Genomic DNA, 16,946 nt, shown 5'->3' on the forward strand with positions numbered 1-16,946 from the left:
GGAAGCGTTTTAACTGTCCGCCGCTCCAGCATCGTCAGGCTCTACGGGTCAAAGCTTACCTTCTAAGAAGCAGCTTCCAATGGGAATTGTCAGGCGCTGCTTCCTCTGCCGTGGGGCGGCTCATTCGGGTGCGGCGATGCGAATGGGGCGTGTTCCGACCGGAGCGCCGGTCGCGCGGTCGATGGTGACGGGATCGATCTCCGTTCCGGTCTCGGCGTCGAAGAACCGGGTCACCTTGCCCCCGCCGCGATGCTTGCGTCCCCACGCGCCGATCGCAAACAGAACCGGCAGAAAGTCGCGGCCGGCTTCCGTCAGCACATATTCGTCCCGTGGCGGACGGTCGGAGTAGCGGCGTTTCTCCAGCAACCCCTCCTCGGTCAGGCCTGAAAGCCGCCCCGTCAGCATCGTCGGGGCGATACCGAGGCTCTTGCGGAAATCATCGAAGCGGGTCAGCCCCGCATGGGCGTCGCGCATGATCAGCATGCTCCATGCGTCTCCCACAAGCGCCAGGCTGCGAGCGATCAGGCATGGCTGGTCCGAAAGATTCTTCATGTCGATATCTTTTTAGTAGTGACTTGCTATTGATTTGATAGTAACTGATTGCTCATCGATGTTCCATGACAAAATTGAAGGCGGAAAAGATGAGCAAGACAGAACGCGGCGTTGCCCTGGTCACGGGGGCTTCCTCCGGCATCGGGCTGGTGACGGCACAAGCGCTGCGGCGCGATGGCTACCGTGTCTTCGGCACCAGCAGAAAGCCGATGCCAGACACCGCGGATGGGATCACGATGCTGGTCTGCGACGTGATCGATGACGCATCCGTGCAGAGCGTCGTCGACGAGGTTCTAAGCCGCGCGGGGCGGATCGATCTTCTGGTCAACAATGCCGGTCTCGGCCTCTTAGGGGGCGCTGAAGAATCCTCGGTCGCACAGGTGCAAGCCCTGTTCGACGTCAATCTGTTCGGCGTCATCCGCATGACCAATGCGGTGTTGCCGTCGATGCGGCGGCGCGGCAAAGGGCGCATCATCAACATCGGCTCGGTCTTGGGCCTCATACCTGCGCCGTATGCAGCTCATTATTCAGCGGCCAAACACGCAATCGAGGGCTATTCGGAATCACTGGATCACGAGGTTCGTGCCTTCAATATTCGCGTCTCAGTTATCGAGCCGGCGTTTGTCCGTACTGTCTTCGACCAGAATGGGATCAAGCCGGATTCCATATTGAATGAATATGATCGCGCTCGAGCTGACGTCGACGCGCTCCTTCGCGATGTGATGCCTAAAGCCGATCTGCCGGATGTGGTGGCCGATGTGGTCGTCAAGGCCGCGACCGATGCCCGTCCGCGACGGCGCTATACCGCTGGCAAGGCAGCGCAGCAAATCAGCCTACTGCGCCGGTTTGCCCCCGCAGAGATATTCGACAAGAGTTTGCGCAAGCAGTTCCGCTTGCCGGCCTGACGGCACTGCCGGTGCTGCCGGCTCACCACAGAAACGAAAGACACTCCGATGAAATCATTCCTGGTCGATCGTTATGCGAAAGGCGGCGCTCTGCGGCTCGGCGAAAGTCCTGTGCCGGAGTTGAAGGACAACGACGTCATGGTGGAGATTCATGCCGCCGGGGTGAACCCATTGGACAGCAAGATCAGGGACGGAGAGTTCAAGCTTATCCTGCCCTACCGCCTTCCACTGGTGCTGGGCAACGATGTCGCGGGCGTCGTCGTCCGGGTCGGGGGAAATGTCCGGCAATTCAGGCCCGGTGACGAGGTCTATGCACGTCCGGCCCAGGATCGCATCGGGACATTTGCAGAGTATATCGCCATGGACGAGGCCGATGTGGCAAGGAAGCCGAACAATCTGACCATGGAAGAGGCTGCGTCCATTCCGCTTGTCGCCCTGACGGCGTGGCAGGCGCTTGTCGAGCGGGCCAACGTGCAGAAGGGGCAGAAGGTCCTGATCCATGCCGGATCGGGCGGCGTGGGCGTGATCGCGATCCAGCTTGCCAAGCATCTCGGGGCATATGTGGCCACGACCACGAGCACGGCCAATATCGCTCTTGTGAAAGGTCTCGGCGCAGACGTCGTGGTTGATTACAAGAAGGATGACTTCGAGAAAGTGCTGCAGGGCTACGACGTCGTGCTGAACAGCCTCGGGAAGGATACGCTGGAGAAATCCCTTCGTGTGATGAAACCGGGCGGGAAGCTGATCTCGATTTCCGGTCCGCCCGATCCGGACTTCGCGAGACAGAACGGCTCCGGCTGGCTGCTTCAACAGGTCATGCGCCTGCTGAGCTCCGGCATCAGGAGAAAATCGAAACGCCGAAGGATCAGCTATTCGTTTCTCTTCATGACAGCGAACGGCGGGCAGCTCGGAAAGATCACCTCCCTGATCGAGGCGGGTGACATACGCCCGGTGATGGACCGGGTCTTCCCGTTCGCGAGGATCAACGAGGCGCTGGACTATGTCGAAACGGGTCGCGCGAAGGGGAAGGTCGTCGTCGCAGTGAAGTGACGTCTGGCCCATAGGGGCCAAAGGCATTGCCACTTGCAGCCTTGTCAACGGATTGATTCAATTGCAGAGCAAGGAGGCATTGCAACGAGTGATTTAATGCCGTTATCCCAAGCGCGAATGCGCCGAATAAAGCCGTACATTTTCGATGTCGATGGCCGCTGCATATGGATTGCGGTAGCCGTCATCTTCTGGCTCTGATTGGTGAGACATGATCCCAGGCCCTTTCTCCCCTGTGCTCCGACTGTCTCACTTCGTCGCAATTCTCTGCTAAACCCGTGATGTTCAGGACGAGGTTCTGGACAAAGTGATTCCGATTTGCACAGTAGTGCGTTGAAATCTAAGAATTTCCGCGATGTGCAGCGGCGGTTCGGGAGAGAGACATGGCGTTGAAGGCGATCAAGGCGGGCAGCCGCAATGAAACCGGCATTGCCGCTGCCCTGCGGCTGATGAGCGAGCGGTTCGGTGATCGTTTCCAGACCGGCGAGGCCATGCGGGCCCAGCATGCCCACACGACGACCTATATTCCGGCGCAATTGCCCGACGGCGTCGTCTTTCCGGAAAGTGCGGCCGAGGTCGAGGCGATCGTCGTGATCGCCAGCGAGCACGGTGTTCCGCTGATCGCCTTCGGCACGGGGTCCTCGCTCGAAGGCCATGTCAACGCGCCGCATGGCGGCATCAGCGTCGATATGAGCCGCATGGACAAGGTGCTCGAGGTCAATGCCAGCGATTTCGATTGTACCGTCCAGCCGGGGATCACCCGGGAAGCGCTGAACATCTATTTGCGCGATACCGGCCTGTTCTTCCCGATCGATCCGGGCGCCAACGCCTCGATCGGTGGCATGGCATCGACGCGGGCGTCCGGCACGAATGCGGTGCGCTACGGCACGATGAAGGACAATGTGCTGGCCGTGACCGCGGTGACGTCGGGCGGAAAGGAAATCCGCACGGCGCACCGGGCCAGGAAGTCGTCTGCGGGCTATGATCTCACCCGCCTTTTCGTCGGAGCAGAAGGCACGCTTGGCATCCTCACCTCGATCACGCTTCGGCTACAGGGCATCCCGGACATGATCGCCGGTGGCGTCTGCTCGTTTCCATCCGTAAGCGATGCCTGCAACACGGTGATCCTGACCATCCAGTCCGGCATTCCGGTGGCGCGGATCGAACTTTTGGACGCGGTACAGATGCGGGCGAGCAACGCCTATTCCAGATTGTCCTTTCCTGAAATGCCGACGCTGTTCGTCGAGTTTCACGGGAGCGCCGAGAGCGTCGCGCTGCAATCAAAGCAATTCGGCGAAATCGCCGCCGAATTCGGCAGTTCCGAATTCCTCTGGACGGCCAACACCGAGGAGCGCAACGCGCTTTGGAAGGCGCGGCACAACGCCTACTGGGCGCAGAAGAGCCTGGCGCCCGGGTTGGCCATTCTCTCCACCGACGTCTGCGTGCCGATCTCGCGGCTTGCCGATTGCGTCGAGGCGACGCATGAGGACATTCTCGCCAATGGCCTGATCGCCCCGATCGTCGGGCATGCGGGTGACGGGAACTTTCATGTCGGTCTGCTGTTCGACGACAAGGACGACGCCGACATTGCGAAGGCGGAGGCATTCGTCGCCCGCCTCAACGAGCGGGCGCTGGCGATGGATGGCACTTGCACCGGCGAGCACGGCATCGGACAGGGCAAGATGCCGTTCCTCGAGGCCGAGCTTGGCGACGCACTCGATCTGATGCGGCAGGTGAAGCGGGCGCTCGATCCGGGCAACATCTTCAATCCCGGCAAGATTTTTGCCATGTGAAAAGCCTGAAGCGGTGCTAATACCAATTATCGATGACAGGAGGCGCCGCCAAGGGCGCCGCCTTCCGCAGCAAACGGGTTAGGACTTTCAACTGGTGCTTTCGCGAATTCTGGTTTTCGTCGGTGGTCTTCTGGTCGTGGCTCTATTTGCCGCGCTGATTGCACCACTATTCGTGGACTGGACCGATTTTCGCAAGGATTTCGAGCGCGAGGCGAGCCGGATCATGGGCAAGCCCGTGGTCGTGCACGGCAGCGTCGATGCGCGGCTGATCCCGTTCCCCTCGGTCACCCTCAACGATGTCCGTGTCGGTCAGTCCGAGAGCGGCGAGCCGCTGATCCAGGTTGCGCGTTTCTCGATGGATGCGGAGCTCGCACCGTTCCTTTCCGGCGAAGCGCTGATCTTCGACATGCGGCTGGAACAGCCGAAGGCGAAGATACGGCTCCTGCCGGATGGCACGCTTGACTGGGCGCGCGGACGCAAGGCCTCCATTCCGGCAAAGATCGTGATCCTCGAAAACGTTGCGATCACCGGCGGTCAGATAGACTTCATCGACGAGCAGACCGGTCGAACCCGGCGGATCACCGGGCTCGAAGCCGATCTCTCTGCCCGTTCGCTCGCCGGGCCGTGGAAGATGGAAGGCCGCGCGGCGCTGGACGGCGAGGCGGGAAGCTTCGCCTTTACCAGCAGCGAGGCCGATGACGGGGCCGGAACGCTGGGCCTGCGCGCGCGATTGACCCCGGACAAGCGCCCGTTTGGTGTTGAATTGGACGGTGATCTGAAGATCGTCGACTTCAAGCCGGTTTATCAGGGCAAGTTCACGCTGACCGAAAACAAGCCCGCCGAGGCGCAGCCGGTGTCCGATCAATCCGGCGCCCTGCGGGTGACGGGCGGCTTCGAACTGACCAATGAGCGTATCCGCGTGCCTGAATTCCGGCTTGAGATCGGCCCGAAGGACGACCCCTATCTGGTGACCGGCGAGGCGACGCTCGATACCGGCAAGGAACAGGAATTCCTGCTTCTCGCCGATGGCCAGCAGATCGACGTCAGCCGGATCGGCAACACCGGCGAGGCGGGCAAGACCGGTCGCGACCCGGCCATCTCGATCCGTCAGAGGCTTGCTGCAATGATGGCGATCGCGGCGGATATCCCGATCCCGCAGGTGCCGGGCCGGGCGAGTTTGAAGCTGCCGGCGATCGTGATCGGCGATACGACGGTGCGCGATGTCCGCCTTGACCTGAGGCCGGACGGAGCCGGCTGGATGGTCGACAACGCGGTGGCGCAGCTTCCCGGCCGCACGCAGTTCGAGGCCAAGGGCAGGCTGCAACTGAGCGGCCAGCGCGCTTTCCGCGGCGAAATGCTCGTCGCTTCCAATCAGCCGTCGGGTCTTGCGACCTGGGTTGCAGGCTCGGTCGATCCGGCTATCCGAAAGCTGAAGACCGCCGGTTTTTCGGCCACCGTCAACCTTACCGACACGCTGCAGCAGTTCGAGCGCCTCGAAGTCGCCGCCGGGCCGGCCGTCTTGCGCGGCCGCATCGAGCGGCAGGCGCTTGACGGCGTGCCGCCGAACCTGTCGCTGCAGCTCAAGGGAAACCGCATCGATCTTGAGGCGCTGCAGGCATTGGCGGGGCTGGTGGCGGGCGATGCGTCGAACGAAACGGTGCTTTCCCACACGATCGCCGCCGATCTTTCGGCCGAGCATTTCTCCGCTTTCGATGAGGACGCCAGCGACGTGCAACTGGTGGCGACCTTGAAAAACGGTCAGCTGCAGGCCGAGCGCGTCTCGATCGGCAATCTTGCCGGAACGCAACTGGCCTTGTCGGGGCGCATGAGCGGCGACCTGGCGACACCCGTGGTTTCGGCCAAGATGAAGCTCGCCTCGCCGGATCCGACGCCTTTTCTGAAGATGATCGAGCGCCATGCAGCGGCCCATCCGGCGCTGGAGCGGCTGGTGAAAAGCGGCCCCTACTACTCGGATGCGGCGCTCGACGTGACCGTGACCTCCGGCGGCCAGGACGGCAAGGCGCCGGTGACCTTCGGCATCATCGGCACCGCGAACGGCACGAAGATCGCCGCCAATTACCAGGCGCCGAATGTCGCGCAGGCGCTCACCGGGCAGGGCATCCTCTTGGAGGCGACGATGGAGAATCCTTCGACGCCGGTGCTGCTCGGCCAGATCGGCTTTGATCCGCTGCCGTTCGACGCCGATGCCAATGCGATTTTCTCGGTCAAGCTGCAGGGCACGGACGGCCAGAAGGCCAACGGCTCGCTGACCTTTACCACCGAGCGGACGTCCTTGACGGCTAATGGCGATATCGATCTGTCGCGCGAGAATTTCCTTTCGGGCCAGTCGAAGATCACGCTGGAAAGCCGGGACTTCGAGCCATTGCTGCTGCTGCAGGGTATTGGCCTTCCGCAGATGGGAACGGGTTTGCCGCTGGCGTTGAAGGCCGATATCGCGACAACGCCGGAAGCGGTGACCCTCTCGGCAATCGAGGGCAAGGCCGACAGCAACGCGTTTTCCGGTGCCATCGCCATCGACCGGAAGACCGCCGGCAAGGCGACGGGGCAGATTGCGCTCGATGAGCTTGATCTTGGCTGGATCGGCGAAGGCATCGTCGGACCCGTCCAGGATGCGGCGAGCGGCGATCTGTCGACGTCACCCGTCGTCCGGCCGGCATGGAGCGGGCTCGACGTCGCTCTTGATTTTTCCACCAAGCGGTTCTGGCCGGGTGTCTACGGAGCAGTCTCCGACCTGACCGGCAAGCTTGTCTGGAAGGGCGACCAGATCGCGTTCGACACGCTGTCCGGCAACTGGCTGGGTGGCAAGGTCGAGGGCCGCATGTTGCTCGGCAATGGCGACGGCTCCGGCTTTTTCCAGACGCGGCTTGACCTAAAGGATGCAGACCTTGCCACGACGGCCTGGAAAACGCGCGGTGCGGCGGTTGCAGAGGGCAAGGCCGATCTGACGATTGCGATGGAGGCCTCCGGCAAGACGGTGCGGGCGATGGTTGAATCGGCCAGCGGATCCGGTACGGCGACGCTTAAGGATACCGTCGTTCATGGCCTCAATACGGCAGCGCTGCCGGATATCATGGCGGCTGCCGACCAGCTGGACGGCGATATCACGCCGGATGCGGTCAAGCCGATTGCCGAGCGCCAAGTGCTGGCGGGGCAGGCGGTGCTTGGCGCGGTGGCGGTGCCCTTCAATATTGCCGGCGGTACCCTGCGCGTGCAGAACGTGACGGCGGGCGATGCCGCGGCCAGTCTTTCTGCCGAGGCCGAAATCAGCTTTCCCGACGAACGGATGAACGCGGGCGTAACTGTCCAATTCAACCCGGGCGAGGAAGCGCTGACCGGCGCCGAGGCGCAGGTGAAGCTGGAGTACGCGGGTCTGCTTCAGTCGCCGGGCCTGACGCTCGATCCCACCGACCTGTCGAATTTCCTGTCGCTCAGGGCATTCGAGCGGGAAAGACGTCGTGTCGAGACGCTGCAGGCGAACGTGCTGGAAAAACAGCGGTTGCGGCGGGAAGTGGCGCTCTACAAGGCCAATGCCGCCGAACGCGAGGCGGCGCGGCTGAGGGCCGTGGAAGAGCAGCGGCGCCGTCAACTCGCCGTCGAAGCGGCAGCCCGGCAGAAGGCGGAAGCCGAGGCGAGGGCGCTTGCCGAGAAGAAGGCGGCGGAGGAAGCTGCTGCGGCCAAGGCCGCCGAAGACGCAGCCCGGAAGGCCGAAGAAGAGAAAAACCTGAACCTTTTGCCGTTCGATGCGACCGGCGGCCAACTGCCTGCGCCGCAGGATGGCGGCGCGACCGAGCAGCCTGCCGAGGAGCAGCCGACTGTCCAGACCCCGCCAGGGCTCGATTTCAATACGCTGCCCGGCGTTACGCCGCAGTAAGGCGTTGACCGGTCAATGGTGCCTGAAGAGGCGGCGGGCCTTTGCTCGCCTGCGACTGGTGATCGAGCATTGCCATTTGCTGGCTCTTCGCCAAAGGCAAAACGTGAGCGGCCGAATGGCGGGCAGGTGCGCGAAATCTGTCCGGCTTCAAGCCCGGTGGGCCTTGATCCAGTTCAGCACATGGACCCGGAGCGCCGAGGAGAGATTGCTGTCGGCCAAGCGTCCATCGTCAATCTCGGCGATCAGCTGTGCAAGCGCGATTTTCCGGGTGTCGGCGATCGTCTTCAATTCCAGCCAGAAGGGTTCTTCCAGCGAGAAGCTGGTGCGGTGGCCATGCAGTGTCGCGGAATGCTTGCGGATCAACGATCGTGCCTCAGGAAATGAATCAGGTCGTTTGGAGTTTGATTCCGGCAGGCCCTTTAACCCATTGATCCGGTTTGGAAATGATGACTTTGGTCGGCCCCGAAAAGCCTATGCCTGATCGTCGGTCTCAACCGGCTCCGTCTCGCGCCGGCCTTGCTCATGGGCCTTTTCAGCCTTGTCGTTCAGCGTCCTGGTCAGCTTTTTCTCGGCCTTGGTCCGGCCGAAGGAAATGCGATTCTGCTCGGCGAGCCTGTCCTTCTCCGTCCGCGCCTTCTGCTTGCGGAACTGACGGAGATTGACGACGTCGCCGGTCATGGGGGGGAACCTGTCTTAAAGAATGGCTTCAGTTCTTCTTGCGGAAGGAATCGAGCGATATGACCGAGCCGCCCTCCTTCTTGCCGTCATCGCCGGACTTCGCCGTCGTGTCGGTCTCGGAATCGGCCGTCTTCTCGGTCTGCGTGATCGGATAGGCGGTGATTTCGGCGCCTTCATCCTCCTCAGCGGCGGCAACATCGAATTCGAGCTCGAAATTGACGGAGGGGTCGTAGAAGCCGCGAATGGCGTTGAACGGAATGACCAGCTTTTCCGGGGTATCGGAGAAGGACAGGCCAATTTCGAACTGTGTCTCGGTGACCTTCAAGTCCCAGAACTGATGCTGGACGACGATCGTCATCTGCTCGGCATACTTGGCCTTGAGGTGCTGGGAGATGCGCACGCCCGGAGCACCGGTGAGGAAAGTGATGAAGAAGTGGTGATCGCCGGGAAGGTGACCTGTGGCTGCGACTTCGGTCAAGACCTTGCGAATGACGCTGCGAAGGGCGTCCTGCGCGAGAATGTCGTAGCGGATATGGTCTTGGCCCATAAGATCCCCGTCTTTCTTGTAACTCAACTCTGTCACACTCTATGCCGTCTGCTCTCTTAGCAGGAAAGTCCTCGCATACGAGTCAGTTGCATCATCTATAGACCATTTCAAGGCAGGGGAGAAGGTGAAGGCTTCTGTTGCCAGGTGCCTTCGGACCCCGCCTAAGAGTGCGACCCCTTAGGACTTGATTTGAAGTGTCACACCGCGATTAAGCAGCGAGACGAGCTTCCGCATAGTTGTCGTTTGCAACTACAATTTTAGCCCGATAACGGTGGTACAATGCCGAGCGAAAAGTCGATCTTTACACCCTTGTCGATCCTATTTCGCCCCCATCAAAAGCCGGTCTGTAAGTCATGTCTGACCGGTTTTTGGTGGAGGCGCCGGGTACCGCCCCCGGGTCCAATAGGCTTATTTCACCGCCTGTTTATCGCCATAGCCGCCCGAAGACGGCAAGTCACATATAGGTCTTAAAAGGTTCCAAGGAAAGGGGCTTCCGGAAAATACAGTGTATGCTTCCTGCCACAGGCGGGCGGATTGGCCTTGACTTGCTCGCCAAGCGTGAAAAAACTCCTGTTGCGTGACTTTCATCAGGGAAGGCTGCGGCGTAAAGCAAAACCGTGTGAGGAGACACCATGACGGACTATCTCGCAGATGTGCAGAAGTACGACAGCGGCGCTGATGAGGCCGTTGTGAACAAGATTGTCAAACATCTGGGTATAGCATTGCGCAACAAGGATTCCGCGCTCGTCTCCGCCACCGACCAGACGGAACTCGATCGCGTCAAGGAGAAATGGTGCGTCAAGAAGCTCGGCGTCACCGGCCCGGATGCGGATGCGGCCGTCGATGTCGTTGCCAAGACCATGGCCGGCGACCGGTCGAAGTCACGTGTGACGTTCTATTATCTGGTGGCGAAACACCTCGGCAAGCTCGCGACGCTCTAATCGAGAGTGCCGTTTTGACGGCCTTGGGGAAACCCGGGATTTACCGATTGGTTCGCCGCCGACTTGCGCCTATTTTAGCGCGAAACGAATCGGCGGCGGAACCAATGAAACAGTATCTCGATCTTTTGCGTCATGTGATGGAGACCGGCTCCGACCGCGGCGATCGGACGGGAACGGGCACGCGCTCTGTCTTCGGCTATCAGATGCGCTTCGACCTGTCTCACGGCTTCCCGGTCCTGACGACCAAGAGGCTGCATCTGAAGTCGATCATCCACGAACTGCTCTGGTTCCTGAAGGGTGACACCAACATCGCCTATCTCAAGGAAAACGGCGTCAACATCTGGGATGAATGGGCCGACGAGAACGGCGACCTCGGTCCCGTCTACGGCTACCAGTGGCGGTCCTGGCCGACCCAGGACGGCCGCCATCTCGACCAGATCGCGGCCCTCGTCGAGGGCCTGAAGAAGAACCAGAACTCCCGCCGTCATATCGTCTCTGCTTGGAACCCGGCTTTGGTCGACGAGATGGCACTGCCGCCCTGTCACTGCCTGTTCCAATTCTATGTTTCGGACGGCAAGCTGTCCTGCCAGCTCTACCAGCGCTCGGGAGACATCTTTCTCGGTGTGCCCTTCAACATCGCCTCCTATGCGCTGCTGACGCTGATGGTGGCGCAGGTCTGCGATCTCCAGCCCGGCGATTTCGTGCATACATTCGGGGACGTGCACATCTACAGCAACCACTTCGACCAGGTGCGCGAGCAACTGACACGAACGCCGAAGCCTTTGCCGAAGATGCACTTGAACCCGGATGTGAAGGATCTATTTTCCTTTAAATTCGAAGACTTCGAGCTGACCGGCTACGAAGCTGATTCACATATCAAGGCGCCGGTTGCCGTGTGACGCGGACAAGCGCGGCGACGTGATGACGCCGCCGGCATCCGGACGGTTTGGGAGGACCACATGCTGACACTGATCCACGCGCCCTTGTCGCGCTCGGGCCGAATCCTGTGGCTGCTGGAGGAACTGGGGGCGGAATACGATGTCCGCTATGTTTCGATCCGCCGCTGGGACGGTTCGGGCGGGCCGGACGACAACAATCCGCATCCGCACAAGCAGGTTCCCGCCCTTCTGCATAACGGCTCGCTGGTCACGGAATCGACGGCGATCGCACTGTATCTGACGGAACTCTTTCCGGATTCCGAAATGGGGCGGCCGCCGGGCCACCCCGTGCGGGGCGCCTATCTGTCCTGGCTTGCCTACTACGCCGGTGTGATCGAACCCGTGGGAACCGCCTTCATCAGCGGCTTGACGCAGACCAGTCCGGACCTTGCGAAAGGCTATCAGGATATGTGCGCGCACGTCGTCGCCACGCTTGACAAGCAGCCCTATTTGCTCGGTGCACAGATCAGCGCGGCCGATCTCATGCTTGGCGGCGCGCTTGCGTGGATGCGCAAGCTTTTGCCGGAAAGCGTCAGCGTCGATCGCTATGTGCAGACATTGACGTCTCGGCCGGCGCTTGCCCGTGCTCGCGAGATCGACAGCAAGCCGGACGGATTTCATGACTGAGGCCAAGGTTACAATCGTCGTTGCTGTTTCGGCGAACGGGGTCATCGGACGGGACGGCGGACTTCCCTGGCATTTGCCGACCGACCTCAAGCGCTTCAAGGCGCTGACGCTTGGAAAGCCGGTGATCATGGGGCGCAAGACCTGGGCGTCGATCGGAAGGCCTTTGCCGGGGCGGCCCAACATCGTCATCAGCCGCGATCCGGATTTTCGTGCCGAAGGTGCAACAGTCGTCCGCTCGCTGGAAGAAGCCGTCACACTGGCACGGCAGCAGGCAAGGGCCCTTGGGGTCGAGGAGGTCTGCGTCATCGGGGGCGGCGAAATCTACCGGCAGGCCACTGCCGCTGCCGACATCCTGCACATCACGGAAGTGGCTGCCGAGGTGGATGGCGACACGCGCTTTCCGCCGGTCGATCCCGGCGCTTTCGAAAAGATCGTCGATGAGCCGTTGCCGCAGGGTGAAAAGGACAGCCATGCCATGCGGTTCTCGACCTGGCGGCGCAAAAGCTAAGCAAAGATAACTATTTTGCCGGATTTACGGTGAAGTTGGATGCGCCGCGTTGAAAGCCGTTCTGGAGATACCTATAACGGGATCACATCACGGCCTGCGGCGTGTCCGCGGGTTGTCGATCTTAGAATTTTTTTGAGTGGAAGAGGTTTGAATGCCCTGGAGCAATCAGAACGGCGGCGGCGGCGGTCCTTGGGGCGGCGGCGGAAACAAGGGCCCCTGGGGCCAGGGGCCGAACCGCCCACGCGGTGGCCGTGGCAATGGCGGCCCGCCGGACCTGGAGGAAATCTTCCGCCGGGGGCAGGACCAGCTGAAGAATGTTGTTCCGGGCGGTTTCAACGGCGGCGTTGCCGCCATCATCGGCCTTCTCGTTGTCGGTTTCGTGCTGATCAATTCGATCTACACCGTCCAGCCCGACGAGCGCGGTGTCGAAATGCGGTTCGGCAGGCCCAAGGAAGAAATTTCAATGCCGGGCCTGCACTACCATTTCTGGCCGCTTGAAAAGGTCGAACTGGTCAAGATCACCGAGCAGCAGCAGAATATCGGTAGCAAGTCCAGCCTGGCGAGCCAGTCGTCGGCCGGCCTGATGCTCTCCGGCGACCAGAACATCGTCAACGTGCAGTTTTCCGTGCTGTTTTCCGTGACCGACCCGAAGGCCTATCTCTTCAACGTCGAGAACCCGGCAGAGACGCTGCAGCAGGTTGCCGAAAGCGCCATGCGCGAGGTGGTCGGGCGCCGTCCGGCACAGGACATTTTCCGCGATAACCGTCAGGCGATCGCGGCCGACGTGAAGACGACGATCCAGGCGACGATGGATACCTACGGCGCCGGCATTTCCGTCAACACGGTTGCCATTGAAGACGCGGCACCGCCACGGGAAGTCGCTGATGCCTTCGACGAAGTGCAACGCGCGGAACAGGACGAAGACCGGTTTGTCGAAGAGGCCAATCAGTATGCCAACCAGGTGCTCGGCAAGGCCCGCGGTCAGGCCGCCCAGCTCAGAGAAGAGGCGGCGGCCTACAAGGGCCGTGTCGTCAAGGAAGCGCAGGGTGAGGCACAACGCTTCATCTCCGTTTACGACGCCTACGCCAAGGCTCCCGATGTGACGCGCAAGCGCCTCTATCTCGAAACGATGCAGAGCGTTCTCGGCAAGTCCAAGAAGGTCATCCTCGACGAGAAGAACGGACAGGGCGTGCTGCCCTATCTTCCGCTCAATGAAATCGGCAAGCCCGCACAGTCGGGAGGGGCCCAGTAATGAACAACCGTCTCCCTTATATTCTGATCGCCCTCGCGCTTGTCCTGATGACGGCCTATTCCTCCGTCTTCATCGTCAACCAGCGCCAGCAGGCGATCGTCGTTCGTTTCGGTGAGATCAGGGACGTCAAGAGCGAGCCTGGCCTCTATTTCAAGCTTCCCTTTGCCTTCATGGATGCCGACCGCGTGCAGTATGTCGAGAAGCAGGCGCTGCGCTTCGATCTCGACAACATCCGTGTTCAGGTCTCGGGCGGCAAGTTCTATGAGGTCGATGCCTTCGTCGTCTACAAGATCGCCGATGCCCGCCGCTTCCGTGAAACGGTTTCCGGCGATCGGGAATCGGCCGAATCGCGGCTGCGCACCCGTCTCGACGCTTCGCTGCGCCGGGTTTACGGTCTTCGCGGCTTTGAATCCGCACTTTCCGAAGAGCGGGCATCGATGATGCGCGAAGTGCGCGCTGACCTGAAGACCGATGCCGAATCGCTCGGCCTCAACATCGAGGATGTCCGTATCCGCCGCACCGACCTGACGCAGGAAGTCTCGCAACAGACTTTCGAGCGCATGAAGGCCGAGCGTCTGGCGGAAGCCGAGCTGATCCGCGCCCGGGGTATCGAGAAGGGCCAGACGCGCCGCGCGGTCGCCGACCGCCAGGTGGTCGAGTTCATCGCCGAAGCGCAGCGTGATTCGGAAATCCTGCGCGGTCAGGGCGAAGCCGAGCGGACCGACGTCTTTGCCGATGCATTTTCACGCGATCCGCAGTTCTTCGAGTTCTATCGCTCGATGACGGCCTATGATCACGCGATCGGCAGCCCGGATACGACGCTTGTGCTATCGCCGGACTCGGAATTCTTCCGCTATTTCAATAGTTCGGACGGCTCAGCCGTTCCGTCCACCGCTCAGCCCGCGACAGGAAACTGATCAGCGCAATGAGCGATTTTCTGACGGGAATTGCATTTTTCCTGATCATCGAGGGGCTGGTGTACGCACTGGCCCCTTTGGTTTTGGTGGAAATGGCGAAACGATTGCCCCATATTCCGGAGCAACAGTTGCGGCTATTCGGACTTGTCTCCGTTGCCATCGGCGTGGCACTCGTCTGGATGGTTCGAGGATAGAAAATGACACATAAACTGCTGATCCGCCTGGTGGACGCCGAATATGCGATCACGAGGCTCAATATCGGGACACCGCTGCCGGATTGGTTGATGGGGCCGGGGTTCTGGACCGTATCGAGTTCGCGCGAGGAGATGACGCTGGTCTGCCGGGCAGCCCGCCTTCCCTCCAACGTCCAGTCATCCGGCGGCTGGCGCTGTCTGCGCATCGAGCAGCATTTCACCTTCGATGTTCCGGGCGTGCTCGCCTCCGTGCTGAACCCTTTGTCGGATGCGGGCGTCGGCATCTTCGCCAATTCGACCTTCAGCACCGATTATGTCTTCATTACCGGATCGGACCTCGACAAGGCCGTGGCGGCGCTGAAGGCCCATGGCCACGAGATCATGACGTGAGCCGGGTCTGCGGCCGATCATCCTTTTCTGCGCTAACGAAAAGATGACTGGACGCGTCCCAAATCCGCCTTATCTTCGAATAGATTCTAGGCCACATTGCGCGGCGAAAGCTGGCGGAGATGCGATCCCGCAGCCGCGACACGCGCCGGCGTGACGAACGATTTCCTGCCGGTCCGTCTTTCTTCGGCGTGCCATCCCAACTTGAGAGGACCCCATGGGCTTGTCCATCCGCGCTTCCTTCTTCCGGTCCGTAACCCTGGCGGCAGGTGCTGCGCTCGTGATGAATTCGGTACTGATACTGCCCACGGCGCAGGCCCAGACAACGGCACGAACGCCGACGCAGCACGGTCCGGAATCGGTTGCCGACCTCGCGGCCGGTCTGCTCGATGCCGTCGTCAACATATCGACCTCGCAGAATGTGAAGAACGACGATCAGGCACCGATGCCGCAGGTGCCGGAAGGCTCGCCATTCCAGGACTTCTTCGATGAGTTCTTCAAGGGCCAGGGCGGCGAGGGCGGCAACCGCCAGCGCACCGTCAATTCACTGGGCTCCGGCTTCGTCATCGACCCCACCGGCTTCATCGTCACCAACAACCATGTGATCGAGGGCGCCGACGACATCGAGGTCAATTTCGCCGATGGTACCAAGCTCAAGGCAAAGCTGATCGGTACCGACACGAAGACCGATCTTGCGCTGTTGAAGGTGGAGCCGAAGAGACCGTTGACCGCCGTTCCGTTCGGCGATTCCCGCCAGATGCGCATCGGCGACTGGGTGATGGCGATCGGCAACCCCTTCGGGCTTGGGGGCACGGTGACGGTCGGGATCATTTCGGCCCGCGGCCGCAACATCAACGCCGGGCCCTATGACAACTTCATCCAGACGGATGCGGCGATCAACAAGGGCAATTCCGGCGGCCCGCTGTTCAACATGAGGGGCGAGGTGATCGGCATCAACACGGCGATCATTTCTCCGAGCGGCGGCTCGATCGGCATCGGCTTTTCCGTTCCTACGGAACTGGCGCAGAACGTCATCAACCAACTCAGGGAATTCGGCGAGACCCACCGGGGCTGGCTCGGCGTGCGTATTCAGCCGGTGACGGATGAAATTGCCGAAAGCCTGAAGATGGAGACCCCGAAAGGGGCGCTTATTGCCGGCATCATCAAGGGCGGCCCGGTTGATGGCGGCACGATCAGGACGGGCGACGTGATCATCAAGTTCGACGGACGCGACGTCGTCGAAATGCGCGACCTGCCGCGTGCCGTCGCCGAAAGCCCGGTCGGCAAGGCCGTCGATGTCGTCATCATTCGCGATGGCAAGGAGATGACCGTCAAAGTGACGCTCGGCCGTCTTGAGGATGGCGAAAATCTCGCGGGTGCGGAGGCCGATCAGACCCCGCAGACCCAGGAAGGAACCGACCAGGCCGAGCCGCCGGCGGCAGACCTGCCGGCGTCCGATATCGTGCTCGGAATGAAGCTCGCCGTTCTCGATGCGCAAAGCCGCAAGACCTATGGCATTTCGGAGGATGTCGAGGGTGTCGTCATTGCCGAGGTGCAGCCGCAATCGGCAGCGGCGGAACGGCGGATCGCAGCCGGTGACGTGATCGTCGAAATCGGCCAGGAGGCGATGAAGACGCCGGAGGACGTGTCGGCGCGGGTCGAGGAACTGAAGGCCGACGGACGGCGCAACGCACTCTTGATGATTGCCAACAAGACCGGCGAACTGCGGTTCGTCACCGTGCGGATGGAATAGGCTCGGGTCCGTCGA

Annotated in this window: 17 protein-coding genes and 1 other RNA gene; 13 read left to right on the plus strand and 5 right to left on the minus strand. The window is 61.3% G+C overall.

Going from position 1 to position 16,946, the window contains the following annotated elements; translation table 11 throughout:
* Nucleotides 1-120: 120 nt before the first annotated feature.
* Nucleotides 121-552 (minus strand): winged helix-turn-helix transcriptional regulator, encoded by a 432-nt coding sequence (locus tag ACSQ3F_RS14355; protein WP_112846202.1) that lies wholly within the window; start codon nt 550-552, stop codon nt 121-123.
* A gap of 89 nt (nt 553-641) precedes the next feature.
* On the opposite strand from ACSQ3F_RS14355, the gene ACSQ3F_RS14360 reads away from it, so the two are divergent.
* The 4 genes from ACSQ3F_RS14360 to ACSQ3F_RS14375 all read left to right on the plus strand — a co-directional run bounded on the left by ACSQ3F_RS14360 (nt 642) and on the right by ACSQ3F_RS14375 (nt 8,189).
* Nucleotides 642-1,457: an oxidoreductase gene (locus ACSQ3F_RS14360; RefSeq protein ID WP_436102156.1), complete on the plus strand. Its 816-nt coding sequence runs from the start codon at nt 642-644 to the stop codon at nt 1,455-1,457.
* Between the two features lie 48 nt (nt 1,458-1,505).
* Nucleotides 1,506-2,507 (plus strand): NADP-dependent oxidoreductase, encoded by a 1,002-nt coding sequence (locus ACSQ3F_RS14365; RefSeq protein WP_436100834.1) that lies wholly within the window; start codon nt 1,506-1,508, stop codon nt 2,505-2,507.
* A gap of 380 nt (nt 2,508-2,887) precedes the next feature.
* Nucleotides 2,888-4,297 carry an FAD-binding oxidoreductase gene (locus tag ACSQ3F_RS14370; RefSeq protein WP_436100835.1) on the plus strand — a complete coding sequence of 470 codons (1,410 nt, stop codon included), beginning with the start codon at nt 2,888-2,890 and terminating at the stop codon, nt 4,295-4,297.
* A gap of 94 nt (nt 4,298-4,391) precedes the next feature.
* Nucleotides 4,392-8,189, plus strand: coding sequence for an AsmA family protein (locus ACSQ3F_RS14375; protein ID WP_436100836.1), 3,798 nt, complete (start codon nt 4,392-4,394; stop codon nt 8,187-8,189).
* 147 nt (nt 8,190-8,336) lie between these two features.
* Here the strand turns inward: ACSQ3F_RS14375 and ACSQ3F_RS14380 are convergent, their stop codons facing one another.
* From ACSQ3F_RS14380 to ssrA, 4 genes are all read right to left on the minus strand, one after another.
* Nucleotides 8,337-8,552, minus strand: a complete 216-nt coding sequence (locus ACSQ3F_RS14380) for a ribbon-helix-helix domain-containing protein (protein ID WP_436100837.1) — start codon at nt 8,550-8,552, stop codon at nt 8,337-8,339.
* 108 nt (nt 8,553-8,660) lie between these two features.
* Complete coding sequence (locus tag ACSQ3F_RS14385; protein ID WP_436100838.1) at nt 8,661-8,867, minus strand: DUF4169 family protein; 207 nt, start codon at nt 8,865-8,867, stop codon at nt 8,661-8,663.
* 28 nt (nt 8,868-8,895) lie between these two features.
* On the minus strand, nt 8,896-9,414 hold the full coding sequence (locus tag ACSQ3F_RS14390; protein ID WP_436100839.1) for an SspB family protein: 519 nt from the start codon (nt 9,412-9,414) through the stop codon (nt 8,896-8,898).
* A 123-nt stretch (nt 9,415-9,537) separates the two neighbouring features.
* Nucleotides 9,538-9,904, minus strand: a transfer-messenger RNA (tmRNA) gene (gene ssrA, locus ACSQ3F_RS14395).
* Between the two features lie 142 nt (nt 9,905-10,046).
* Here ssrA and ACSQ3F_RS14400 point away from each other — a divergent pair.
* From ACSQ3F_RS14400 to ACSQ3F_RS14440, 9 genes are all read left to right on the plus strand, one after another.
* Entirely contained in the window at nt 10,047-10,355 is a 309-nt protein-coding gene (locus ACSQ3F_RS14400) for a DUF2853 family protein (RefSeq protein WP_436100840.1), read from the plus strand.
* Between the two features lie 104 nt (nt 10,356-10,459).
* Nucleotides 10,460-11,254 carry a thymidylate synthase gene (locus ACSQ3F_RS14405; protein WP_436100841.1) on the plus strand — a complete coding sequence of 265 codons (795 nt, stop codon included), beginning with the start codon at nt 10,460-10,462 and terminating at the stop codon, nt 11,252-11,254.
* Between the two features lie 60 nt (nt 11,255-11,314).
* Nucleotides 11,315-11,920 carry a glutathione S-transferase family protein gene (locus ACSQ3F_RS14410; RefSeq protein WP_436100842.1) on the plus strand — a complete coding sequence of 202 codons (606 nt, stop codon included), beginning with the start codon at nt 11,315-11,317 and terminating at the stop codon, nt 11,918-11,920.
* On the plus strand, nt 11,913-12,428 hold the full coding sequence (locus ACSQ3F_RS14415) for a dihydrofolate reductase (RefSeq protein WP_436100843.1): 516 nt from the start codon (nt 11,913-11,915) through the stop codon (nt 12,426-12,428). The genes ACSQ3F_RS14410 and ACSQ3F_RS14415 overlap by 8 nt, the downstream gene beginning before the upstream one ends.
* A 151-nt stretch (nt 12,429-12,579) precedes the next feature.
* Nucleotides 12,580-13,680 (plus strand): FtsH protease activity modulator HflK, encoded by a 1,101-nt coding sequence (hflK, locus tag ACSQ3F_RS14420; protein ID WP_436100844.1) that lies wholly within the window; start codon nt 12,580-12,582, stop codon nt 13,678-13,680.
* Nucleotides 13,680-14,597 carry a protease modulator HflC gene (hflC, locus tag ACSQ3F_RS14425; RefSeq protein ID WP_436100845.1) on the plus strand — a complete coding sequence of 306 codons (918 nt, stop codon included), beginning with the start codon at nt 13,680-13,682 and terminating at the stop codon, nt 14,595-14,597. Before hflK ends, hflC begins: the two co-directional genes overlap by 1 nt.
* A gap of 8 nt (nt 14,598-14,605) precedes the next feature.
* Nucleotides 14,606-14,791, plus strand: coding sequence for a DUF2065 domain-containing protein (locus ACSQ3F_RS14430; protein WP_018324324.1), 186 nt, complete (start codon nt 14,606-14,608; stop codon nt 14,789-14,791).
* Nucleotides 14,792-14,794: 3 nt separating this feature from the next.
* A complete protein-coding gene (locus ACSQ3F_RS14435; protein WP_436100846.1) occupies nt 14,795-15,181 on the plus strand; it encodes an ACT domain-containing protein in 387 nt (128 codons plus the stop codon).
* A 214-nt stretch (nt 15,182-15,395) separates the two neighbouring features.
* Complete coding sequence (locus ACSQ3F_RS14440) at nt 15,396-16,931, plus strand: DegQ family serine endoprotease (protein ID WP_436100847.1); 1,536 nt, start codon at nt 15,396-15,398, stop codon at nt 16,929-16,931.
* The last annotated feature ends 15 nt before the right edge of the window (nt 16,932-16,946 follow it).

The organism is Pararhizobium sp. LjRoot238 (assembly GCF_964252955.1).
Taxonomy (GTDB): domain Bacteria; phylum Pseudomonadota; class Alphaproteobacteria; order Rhizobiales; family Rhizobiaceae; genus Pararhizobium.

Excerpts from the sequence above, each read along its gene's own strand:
- ACSQ3F_RS14405 (WP_436100841.1), top strand. The coding sequence starts at position 10,460 with ATGAAACAGTATCTCGATCTTTTGCGTCATGTGATGGAGACCGGCTCC.
- ACSQ3F_RS14360 (WP_436102156.1), top strand. The coding sequence starts at position 642 with ATGAGCAAGACAGAACGCGGCGTTGCCCTGGTCACGGGGGCTTCCTCC.
- hflC (WP_436100845.1), top strand. The coding sequence starts at position 13,680 with ATGAACAACCGTCTCCCTTATATTCTGATCGCCCTCGCGCTTGTCCTG.
- ACSQ3F_RS14355 (WP_112846202.1), bottom strand. The coding sequence starts at position 552 with ATGAAGAATCTTTCGGACCAGCCATGCCTGATCGCTCGCAGCCTGGCG.
- ACSQ3F_RS14385 (WP_436100838.1), bottom strand. The coding sequence starts at position 8,867 with ATGACCGGCGACGTCGTCAATCTCCGTCAGTTCCGCAAGCAGAAGGCG.
- ACSQ3F_RS14365 (WP_436100834.1), top strand. The coding sequence starts at position 1,506 with ATGAAATCATTCCTGGTCGATCGTTATGCGAAAGGCGGCGCTCTGCGG.
- ACSQ3F_RS14390 (WP_436100839.1), bottom strand. The coding sequence starts at position 9,414 with ATGGGCCAAGACCATATCCGCTACGACATTCTCGCGCAGGACGCCCTT.
- hflK (WP_436100844.1), top strand. The coding sequence starts at position 12,580 with ATGCCCTGGAGCAATCAGAACGGCGGCGGCGGCGGTCCTTGGGGCGGC.
- ACSQ3F_RS14440 (WP_436100847.1), top strand. The coding sequence starts at position 15,396 with ATGGGCTTGTCCATCCGCGCTTCCTTCTTCCGGTCCGTAACCCTGGCG.
- ACSQ3F_RS14430 (WP_018324324.1), top strand. The coding sequence starts at position 14,606 with ATGAGCGATTTTCTGACGGGAATTGCATTTTTCCTGATCATCGAGGGG.
- ACSQ3F_RS14410 (WP_436100842.1), top strand. The coding sequence starts at position 11,315 with ATGCTGACACTGATCCACGCGCCCTTGTCGCGCTCGGGCCGAATCCTG.
- ACSQ3F_RS14370 (WP_436100835.1), top strand. The coding sequence starts at position 2,888 with ATGGCGTTGAAGGCGATCAAGGCGGGCAGCCGCAATGAAACCGGCATT.
- ACSQ3F_RS14400 (WP_436100840.1), top strand. The coding sequence starts at position 10,047 with ATGACGGACTATCTCGCAGATGTGCAGAAGTACGACAGCGGCGCTGAT.
- ACSQ3F_RS14435 (WP_436100846.1), top strand. The coding sequence starts at position 14,795 with ATGACACATAAACTGCTGATCCGCCTGGTGGACGCCGAATATGCGATC.
- ACSQ3F_RS14415 (WP_436100843.1), top strand. The coding sequence starts at position 11,913 with ATGACTGAGGCCAAGGTTACAATCGTCGTTGCTGTTTCGGCGAACGGG.